Source organism: Streptomyces sp. NTH33 (assembly GCF_003236365.1).
Taxonomy (GTDB): domain Bacteria; phylum Actinomycetota; class Actinomycetes; order Streptomycetales; family Streptomycetaceae; genus Streptomyces.
The window spans coordinates 1-8,438 of the sequence record NZ_POTZ01000312.1 but is presented as its reverse complement, the minus strand read 5'-3'; the positions used below and the strand labels follow the sequence as shown (position 1 = coordinate 8,438).

Annotated in this window: 9 protein-coding genes; 5 read left to right on the top strand and 4 right to left on the bottom strand. The window is 68.8% G+C overall.

What is annotated here, in order from left to right; translation table 11 throughout:
* Positions 1-5: 5 nt before the first annotated feature.
* Both C1I97_RS25440 and C1I97_RS25435 read right to left on the bottom strand, forming a co-directional pair.
* A complete protein-coding gene (locus C1I97_RS25440; protein WP_111005502.1) occupies positions 6-203 on the bottom strand; it encodes a DUF397 domain-containing protein in 198 nt (65 codons plus the stop codon).
* Between the two features lie 8 nt (positions 204-211).
* Positions 212-1,048: a helix-turn-helix domain-containing protein gene (locus tag C1I97_RS25435; protein ID WP_111005501.1), complete on the bottom strand. Its 837-nt coding sequence runs from the start codon at positions 1,046-1,048 to the stop codon at positions 212-214.
* Positions 1,049-1,278: 230 nt separating this feature from the next.
* Here C1I97_RS25435 and C1I97_RS25430 point away from each other — a divergent pair, with 230 nt between their 5' ends.
* Positions 1,279-1,704, top strand: a complete 426-nt coding sequence (locus tag C1I97_RS25430) for an ATP-binding protein (protein WP_111005500.1) — start codon at positions 1,279-1,281, stop codon at positions 1,702-1,704.
* A 157-nt stretch (positions 1,705-1,861) separates the two neighbouring features.
* Positions 1,862-2,440, top strand: a complete 579-nt coding sequence (locus C1I97_RS25425) for a fasciclin domain-containing protein (protein ID WP_111005499.1) — start codon at positions 1,862-1,864, stop codon at positions 2,438-2,440.
* Positions 2,441-2,969: 529 nt separating this feature from the next.
* On the opposite strand, the gene C1I97_RS25420 is transcribed toward C1I97_RS25425, so the two are convergent.
* A complete protein-coding gene (locus C1I97_RS25420; protein ID WP_258382727.1) occupies positions 2,970-4,694 on the bottom strand; it encodes a golvesin C-terminal-like domain-containing protein in 1,725 nt (574 codons plus the stop codon).
* Positions 4,695-4,853: 159 nt separating this feature from the next.
* The gene (locus C1I97_RS39335) at positions 4,854-5,135 is read right to left on the bottom strand and encodes a hypothetical protein (protein WP_146608285.1); all 282 of its coding nucleotides are present in this window, start codon (positions 5,133-5,135) and stop codon (positions 4,854-4,856) included.
* Between the two features lie 604 nt (positions 5,136-5,739).
* On the opposite strand from C1I97_RS39335, the gene C1I97_RS25415 reads away from it, so the two are divergent.
* The 3 genes from C1I97_RS25415 (at position 5,740) to C1I97_RS25405 (ending at position 8,372) form a co-directional block, all read left to right on the top strand.
* Complete coding sequence (locus C1I97_RS25415) at positions 5,740-6,567, top strand: glycoside hydrolase domain-containing protein (RefSeq protein ID WP_111005498.1); 828 nt, start codon at positions 5,740-5,742, stop codon at positions 6,565-6,567.
* 134 nt (positions 6,568-6,701) lie between these two features.
* Positions 6,702-7,334 (top strand): SurA N-terminal domain-containing protein, encoded by a 633-nt coding sequence (locus C1I97_RS25410; protein WP_111005497.1) that lies wholly within the window; start codon positions 6,702-6,704, stop codon positions 7,332-7,334.
* A 39-nt stretch (positions 7,335-7,373) separates the two neighbouring features.
* Positions 7,374-8,372, top strand: a complete 999-nt coding sequence (locus C1I97_RS25405; RefSeq protein ID WP_111005496.1) for a nucleoside triphosphate pyrophosphohydrolase — start codon at positions 7,374-7,376, stop codon at positions 8,370-8,372.
* The last annotated feature ends 66 nt before the right edge of the window (positions 8,373-8,438 follow it).

Below are 8,438 nucleotides of genomic sequence, written 5' to 3'. Positions count from 1 at the left end.
GCTTCTCAGCCGTGGAATCCGGCGAGGTCGGTCCCCTTGAGGGCCTGGATGAAGCTGCCGAAGGCGCCGGCCGGGAAAGTGAGGGTGGCTCTGGCCGGGGCCTTCGAGTCGCGGACGGCTATGCGGGTGGGGGAGTTCGCGATCTCGACGCACTCGTTGCCGTCGCCCGGGCCCGAGTAGGACGACTTCCGCCAGGTGTCCATGGGGATCCTCACAACTCCTTCGCCAGCCTGTGGACGAATTCACGCGACTGTTCGGGGTCGAGTGACGCGGCCTCCACCTTACGGAAACTCGTTCGGTAGGTGTTGAGCTGAGTCTCGGAATCAATGAAGGCCGAGCCGTGCAGCGCGTCGCGGACCACGGTGTCGAGCTTGGGCAGGGGGCCGCCCACGTACGTCATCGTGCTGGAGGCGCGGGCGAAGCCGTCCAGGTCGAAGGGGATGACGCGCACGGTGATGTGGTCCGCTTCGGAGAGCTCGAGGAGCCGGGTGAGCTGGGCCCTTGAGGTGGCACGGTCGCCGACTCTGATCCGGAGGGCCGCCTCATGGATCACCGCTTCGTACGGGATGCTGAACTCCTGGCGCGCCTTTCGGTGCTGGATGCGCAACTCAAGTTCTTCCTCGGTCAGTTCCGGCAGCCTGGACGAGAAGACGGCACGCGCGTAGTCCTCCGTCTGCAGCAGGCCCGGCATGTACAGGATCGCCACGTGGCGCAGGAACCGGGCGTGGTGCTCCAACTCGGACAAGTCCAGGAACGACGTGGGGAGGAGGCCCCGGTACTCCTCCCACCAGCCGCGTGTCCGATCGGTGGCCATCGCCACCAGGGCGTCGATGAACCCGTCGTCGGTGCAGGCGTAGTGGGAGGCGAGACGACGGAGCCGCTGCTCGCTCACGCCCGCGAGTGCGGACTCGATATGGGTGATCTGGGCGGGACTCACGCCGAGCAGCCCGGCTGCCTGGCGGGAGTTGAGCCCCGCGGCCTCACGGAGCCTGCGCAGTTCAGTTGCCAGCCGCATCTGGCGTGCCGTCGGTTCGCGCCTCTTCACCATCGACTGGCCCTCCTAACGCGCTTGCGGGCGCGACTCGTTCGGCGTCAGATTACGCGATCCGCTTGTCGCGTCCCTATATTTAGATCTACCGTCGGTGACGCGACGCACACGCTGCGAAATCCCGGGGCACCGGAAGCGCACCGCTCCGTCCTGCCATGACGGCTGCGGCAATGCCACCGCCCGTACCTCGCCGTAGATCCCCTTCAGCCCTCGATGACCGGAGTTGACCCATGCCCGAAACCAGCGCCGCCACGGGGACCGACCCCTGGGAGTACTGCCTCTACATCCCCAACGACCCCCGCGCCGTCACGGTCAGCCGCCGCACCCTCCGCCTGATCCTCACCGTGCACGGCCTGATCCGCCTGGCCGACGTGGCCGAACTGCTCGCCACCGAGCTGGTCTCCAACGCCGTACGGCACACCAAGGGGCCCGCCGCCCTGCGCGTACGGTGGTCCGCCGGCGTGCTGCGGATCGGGGCGTGGGACGCGGACCCCGCGCCGCCGGAGCCGTCGGTGCCGTTGGAGCAGGTCGCCGAGTCGGAGGAGGGGCGGGGGCTGGCGCTGGTCAAGGCTTGCGCGGACCTGTGGGGATGGCAGCCGCTGGCCAGGGAGGGCAACCGGGGCAAGGTCGTCTGGTGCGAGCTGGCCGCCGCCTGACCCGTGCTCCAAGATGCGTTCACCGGTACTGCTGGACATACTGGTAGCGCCTGTGGCGGGGTCCCGACACCGGGTGCGCCACCGGACCAGCGGAAACGACGACTTCCGCCACGCAGACTCATGCAGCGTTCACGCCTCTGCAGGAGGAGGGTTTGCCATGAGGTTCACTGCCCCACGCACAGCAAGAGCCGCAACGGCGACCGCACTCGCGATTCCCCTCACGCTGGGCGGCCTGGCCTCGCAGAGCTACGCCCAAAGTCCGTCCCCCAGCCCGTCGGGAACGTTCGGTACCGGCTGTTCGGCGCTTTCCCAGAAGGCCGACACGTCCAAGGACAAGGTCACGGAAGCCGCGGCCGCGTACCCGCAACTCAGCCAGCTGGTCGCAGCCGTGGTCAGGGCAAGGCTGAACAGCACCCTCGACGGGAAGTCCGACATCACCGTCTTCGCCCCCAACGACAAGGCCTTCCAGAAGCTCACCGTGTCGCAGGTCACCTCGCTGCTGGGCAACGAGGCCCAGCTGAAGAAGGTGCTGACCTACCACGTCGTGGGCAAGAAGATCACCCCGAACGAACTGTCCAAGGGCTCCTTCACGACGGTGGAAGGCGGCAAACTGACCACCTCGGGATCGGGTACCGCGTTCAAGGTGAACGGCAAGGCGAACATCGTCTGCGGCAACATCAAGGCTGCGAACGCCACCGTCTACGTCATCGACTCCGTGCTCCAGCCACCGTCCTGACGCGTTGAGCCGCCCCTGAGCAGGCGCAGCCGGCGTCCCGTACGCCGGCTGCGCCCCCTGCGCCGTCACGCGTCCGTCGAAGAGGGCGAACAGCAGCGTCGCCGTCAGCGGGCAGCGTTCGCCCTGCAGGTCGTGACGCGCGTCGGTCGATGTCCGCGGTCGGCCGGGGCGGGTTCCGTGGTTCGGCCGACGCGCACGGGGCTGGAGCCGACTGTTTCCGGCCCCAGCCCCGGCTGGTGGTGAAGACTCGTCACAGCTCCTCGTCGTCCTCGGGTTCGCTCCTGCGGAGGGCTCTGTTCACGGGTTTCGGTTCCGGCTCGCTTTCCGTGATGCGGCCACGCCGAGTGAGGGCGGACGCTCGGATCGACCTCCGGGAAGTTGCCTGAAAACGATCAGCGTCGGTCTCGGTGCGGCCTACGGTTCGGCGCCGTGGAAGAGACGTTGTCCCGGCTGGAGGAGGTATTGTTCCCGTCCATCACGGACGTGGCGGTGCTGTCGCTCCCTTCATCGACGAACGTCTGGTTCGGTGTCACTGACCGGCCTGCTGCTCAGCATCGCGGATCACGCGCTCTGCGTATGCGATGACGGGTCGCGCCTGCTCGGCCGAGAGGCTTCCGGCCCTCTCGAAGGCCGTCACCTGGTTGATGAACGCACCCAGCTGATTCTTTCCCGCCTCGACGTTGCCGCGGCCGAACTGCGCGCTCGCGGCATCGAGCTTCGCGTTCAGCGATTGTGCGTTCCCCGCGTTGACCGGCAGCTCACCGACGAGCCCCGCCAGCACCGCAACACCTTCCGACGGTGTCAGGTGCGTGAGAGTCACCCGGACGGCGTCCGCGGCAAGCGAACCAGTTGAGCCGGGAGATTGCGACACCACCACCTTGGCCCAACCCGCCTTGCCGAAGTGGTGGACGCCGAACGGATTCCACCGTGCACCGTCGACGCGCTGATCGCGCACCGATTCCGCGAGTGCGGTGCTGCCGTCGCCCTCGTGGATCTGGTACACGACGTTCTTGGATCGACCGGACTGCGCCGGCCACCAGGCATCAATCGCATACGAGCCTGGCGTCGGAACGTAGAACCGGAACTCCGCGGTGTCCCCCGCCGACGGGTTGGACAACAGCCGGAAGTTGAGGCCGTGAGACTGGCTGTTGTTGCCGTCCACCCAGCTGCCCGAGGTGACGAAACGCGCCTTGGCCGGGTCGTTGAAAGAGTTCAAGTTGTCGACGATGACCTCGTCGCTCGGCGTGGGCGGAGTCTGCGCCTTGGGCTCCATCCGGATACCGAACTGCGCGAGGAACTTCGGGTAGACGTCGGCGAGCGCGGTCGCGAAGTTGGAGCGGTTGGTCAGCGTGTTCCGCACGCCGGCGTAGTTCGTCTCGATCTGCACCCCGCAGATGCGGCCGCCGTCCGCGCAGGCGTGCCGCGGGGTGTTGTACCCGGGATCCCCGCCCGTGAAATAGGGTTCGCCTACCTGCGGGGCGGGATCCTGCTGGCTCGGCACGGACGGATAACCCGCGTCGGCGAGGTAGGTGCCGAGCGCCGTCGGTCCGCGCAGGAGCGCCGAGAACGACAGCGGTGACTCCTCGGAGAACGTCCGGAACGACGCGCTCTGCTCGTAGGCCGGCGCAGCGTCCAGCTCGGCGTCGGAGTGGCGAAGCGTCTCGTCGAGCAACTGGTAGCCGAGCTCCAGGCGCGGGACGGCGTGCCCGTGACCGTGGAGGTCCGTGTACCAGCCCCGGCCGAACTCGGCGAGCACGTCCGCCTTGGCGGCATCGATGAACCCGTGGTAGTCGCGCCACGCTTGTTCGGCCGACGGGTTGCCGCACGCCGCCGACCCGATGTCGCGGTTGGCGTCGAGGCGTGAACGGGCGAGACGGTTGATGACGACGTGCGGGTACTTGCCCGTCTTGGCGAAGAAGGCCTGCTGGATCTGGCGGGCGAGATCTTCCGTGTTCAGGTCGGTCTGGGTGACGGTTTTCGGCCCACACGCAGCGGCGGTCCGTGCGGGAATGGCTTCCGGGGTCAGCGACCCCCCGTGCGGGGCGGTGAAGATCACCGGTGAATTGCCCGCCACGTATTCGATGTAACCATTTTCGTCGAAATACGAGGTGCCGGGAACGAACGCCTTCGCCTTCGTCTCCGCTTCCTGTCCCGCAGCGGGACTGAGGCCGGCACCTGCCAGAACGCAGGCAAACGCCGCGACCGGAAGCGCCAGGAGTCGCCTCCAACGCATCCTGTTTCTTATGAATGCCATCCTGGAACTGTCCTTTCTAGATGAAACGACCTCGCGCTCGCCTTTTGCACCATGGCAGCTATCGGGCTTCCGTGACACCCACGGACTGGACTGATCCGCGACTACAACCCCCTTGGAAGATGTACTAGCCAACTGGATCGGAGGTGAGCGTATGCGCACTCATTGCCGTTGACTATGGCGTGAACCAAACTTGAGCATCTCTTGAGCTAGGGTCCTTTGCGTGAAGTCGGCCTGTCCGATTTCGTCAAACCGTGACGTGCGGCCAAGGGCCGTGATGGGGCGGGTGGAGTCGCGGGCGGCGTGGCGGACGGCGGCGGCGATGGTGCGGTCGCCGTTTCGGCGGTGGCCGCAGAGGGCGAGATTGCGCAAGGACGCCATCGCGCGGGGCAGCCGTCCGGTGCGGACCTTGGAGTCGTCCTCACGGAACGTGCGGTCGCGCACGTGGTGCAGGAGCGGTGCTGAGCATGGACGACTTGGCCCTGCGTCGCGGCCGCCGGCATGCGACCCTGCTCATCGACGCGGTTACCCACCGCCGTGTGGAAGCGTTGCCTGACCGCGAGGCCGCCACCCGGACAGCCTGACGACGCCGCGCCGTCCGGACCAGCGTCCGAACGGCGCGTCACATCACCAAGGGGCAACGGGTGTCTGATGCGGCACTGGCGAACCCCAGGCCGGGACCGACCAGGCGATTCGCTGGAACCAGCCGGCTTCCAGGCGCTTTTCCACCTCCACCCCCCCACGGTGGCTTGGTCCTGCTCCCTGGCGGCGCAGGGAGCAGGACCAAGCCACCGGGTGGTGCGCGTGGCCTCGCGTCAGGGAGCCTTCGCCGAAGCCGTCTTCAGGGACGCGACGATCCGCTCCGTCAGCTTCTTCGCCGTGGCCGCGCCGTTGTCGTGGCCGTCCGTCGCAGGTGACGCACGTGTTTTTGCTGTGCCTTGAGTGAGTCTTGTGGCCGGCGAGGCGATCATTTTGGGGACCGAAGAGGTGGCGTCGGTTAGCGTGCCTCAGTAACGCGCACCGCACGTACACGACAACAGGGGTGGGGATGGCCGAGCACCGGCAGTCGAAGAAGCGCAGGTACCTCACGTGGACGGCGGTCGGGGCCGTCGTCGCCGCCGGTGCCGGAATCGCGGCACAGACCTCCATGGCGGCCACCACCTGGCCCGCGCAGAAGACCTTCACCGGCCGTGCCTTCGACACCTGCTCGGCGCCCTCGCTGAGCGCCATGAAGGCCTGGAACACCGGGTTCTACGGCGCCGCCGCCGTCTACGTCGGCGGCAAGAACCGCGGCTGCGCCCAGCCCAACCTCACCGCCTCCTGGGTGAAGTCGGTCAGCTCCATGGGCTGGAAGCTCATCCCGCTCTACGTCGGCGCCCAGCCGCCCTGCCAGAAGAGCGCCAACCCCGAGCGGCTCACCGCCGCCACCGCCGCCTCCCTCGGCACCGCCGACGCCAAGGACGCGGTGGCCAAGTCGGCGGCGCTCGGCATCAAGGCCGGCAGCCCGATCTACCTCGACATGGAGCCGTACGACATCACCGACAAGGCGTGCAACGACGCCGTGCTCACCTACGTCCGCGCCTTCGACAAGGAGCTGCGCGCCAAGACGTACCGGGCCGGCTTCTACGGCTTCACCAGCTCCAGCGCCAAGGCCGTCGCGACCGCGACGAACAAGACCGACCTGCCGGGCAACCTCTGGTACGCCCTGTGGGACGGCAAGAACACCACGACCACGGACTGGCCGTTCGGCAAGACCCAGTTCACCGACCACAGCCGGGCCCACCAGTACATGGTCAACAGCAAGGAGACGCGTGGCGGGTACACCCTCACCGTCGACCGCGACGCCTGGGACGCGCCGGTGGCGATCACAGGCTGACGGAGAGAGGCGGCGGTGCCCGAAGTCGCGGTGAATCGTTGGTCCAATGGCTTGGCCGGAGCCCGGCCGCTGCCTACTATCGATCACCGCAAGACTTTGTGCACCGTCGCACAATCTCCAAACGGGAGGTCTCCTTGCACCGCCGCCGTCGCACCGCGCTCGTCCTGTCCGCCGCGATCGTCGCGGCGGCTCCCCTGCTCACCGCCTGTGGAAGCGACGCGCATCCCGGCGCGGCGGCCGTCGTCGGCGGGCAGCGGATCACCGTGGCGCAGCTGCAGAACAGGGTGAACGAGGTGCGCGAGGCGCAGCGGTCCGCGGTGGCCGACGAGACGCAGTACCAGCAGGTCGTCGCCCAGACCGGCACCCTCACCCGGGACACCCTGCACCGGATGGTGCTCGACCGGGTGCTCGACCGCGCCGCCGAGAACGCCGGCGTCGACGTCACCCGCCGCGATGTCCAGCAGCTGCGCACCGAGCTGGAGCAGCAGACGGGCGGCGCCAAGGGGCTGGAGAACACCTGGCTGCAGCAGTACGGAGTGCCGCCGCAGCACCTCGACGAGAACCTGCGGCTGCAGCTGGAGGCGCAGAAGCTCGCGGAACGGCTGCAGACCGACACCAGCCGGCCGGCCTTCTGGAAGGCGCTGTCCGACGCCTCCGCCGAACTGGACGTCGACCTCAACCCGCGCTACGGCACCTGGGACGCGCAGAAGACCAGCCGGGCGGACGCGAAGACGCCCTGGCTGCGGGAGGTCTCGGCCGCCGGCTGACCCGGGGGCGGCGCCGGCCCGGTGCGTTACGTTCGGAGCGTGAACACCACCAGTACGACTCCCTCCGCAGCGGCCCCGGGCCGGATCGTCCTGCTCACCACCAGCCACCGGGTCGCCCCCGGGCTGCTGTCCTGGCCCGCCTGGCAGGCGCTGCGCAAGGCCGACCGGGTGCTGTGCGCGGACGGGACGCATCCGCAGCTGCCGTACCTGCGGGAGGCAGGTGTATCCGTCGCCGAGGCGTCCCCGACCGCCGGGGACCTGGTCGACGCGTGCGCCGGCGGCCGTACGGTCGTGGTCGTGGCCACCGGCGAGGGCGAGCCCGCCCTGACCGACGGCCTGGCCCGCCTGGCCGGTTCCGGCCGTGTGAACATGCCGGAGCTGGAGCTGCTGCCCGCCTCCTACGACCTGCCGGGCGCCCGTCTGCTCGACCTCGTCCAGGTCATGGACCGCATCCGCGCCGAGTGCCCCTGGTCGTCGCGGCAGACCCACGAGGGCCTGGCGAAGTACGGCATCGAGGAGGCGTACGAGCTGGTCGAGGCGATCGAGGACGGCGACCGGGAGGAGCTGCGGGAGGAGCTGGGCGACGTCCTGCTCCAGGTGGTCTTCCACGCCCGTATCGCCGAGGAGGACCCCGAGGAGCCGTTCTCCGTCGACGACGTGGCCGGCACCATCGTCGCCAAGCTGATCCACCGCCACCCGCACGTCTTCGGGGAGGAGACCGCCGAGACCCCGGAGGACGTCAAGGCGCACTGGCTGCGCACCAAGGCCGTCGAGAAGCAGCGCACCTCCGTCACCGAGGGCATCCCGCTCGGCCAGCCCGGCCTCGCCCTCGCGGCGAAGCTGGCGTCCCGGGTCCGCACGGCGGGCCTGGACGTCCCGCTCCCGAAGCGGGAGGGCATCGGCTACGAACTCCTGTCCCTGGCGGTCCGCGCAGAGGCGGAAGGCGTGGACCCGGAGGCGGCGCTGCGGGCGGCGGCGCGGGCTTATCGGGATGCGATCAGGGAAACCGAGGAGAAAACCAGCCCGTCCGGCGCCTGAGGACGAGGCCGAAGGCCGATGAACGGGGGGCCGGGGGCGCAGCCCCGGGGACGGGAAGAGCAGGGG